1 protein-coding gene is annotated in these 422 nt (G+C 59.2%); it reads left to right on the top strand.

Annotation, left to right across the window (positions count from 1 at the left end; genetic code table 11):
• The coding region (locus tag AC1DBD_RS17840; protein ID WP_476982724.1) for a hypothetical protein at window positions 1-422 on the top strand (422 nt) is incomplete at both ends.

Genomic DNA, 422 nt, shown 5'->3' with positions numbered 1-422 from the left:
GGCGAGGCGGCATCTGGAGGAGGCGACGGCACTCACCGACCGCCAGGGTGACATGACGTTCGCCGTCTATTCCCGACGGCACATTGTCACGAATTTACTGTTCAGTGGTGGTGCGTTGTCGGAGGCTCAACAAATCGCCGAGGACGGTTTGAAACTCGCGCGGGATGCTGCGTTTGCGCTAGTCGTTGACGCGTTCATGGCACAGGCGTGGTTGATCCGCGAGCTCAGGGGGGTTCCCGTCGATATCGGGATGCACGATCCAAATGTCGAGTATCTCGATTTGCTGAGCGACTGTATCAGTGGAAAGTTCCATCGGGACATTGCCGCTTTTGCATTTTGGACGTACCGCCTGCAGGTCGCGGTCCTGTGGGGAGACCTGCCCAAGGCAATGGAGGCTGAAGCGCGCGCCAGCGCATCCGTAT

Source organism: Arthrobacter sp. 10T419 (genome assembly GCF_056394105.1).
The sequence above is the reverse complement of the archived record's forward strand: the minus strand, read 5'-3'. Positions and strand labels throughout refer to the sequence as shown.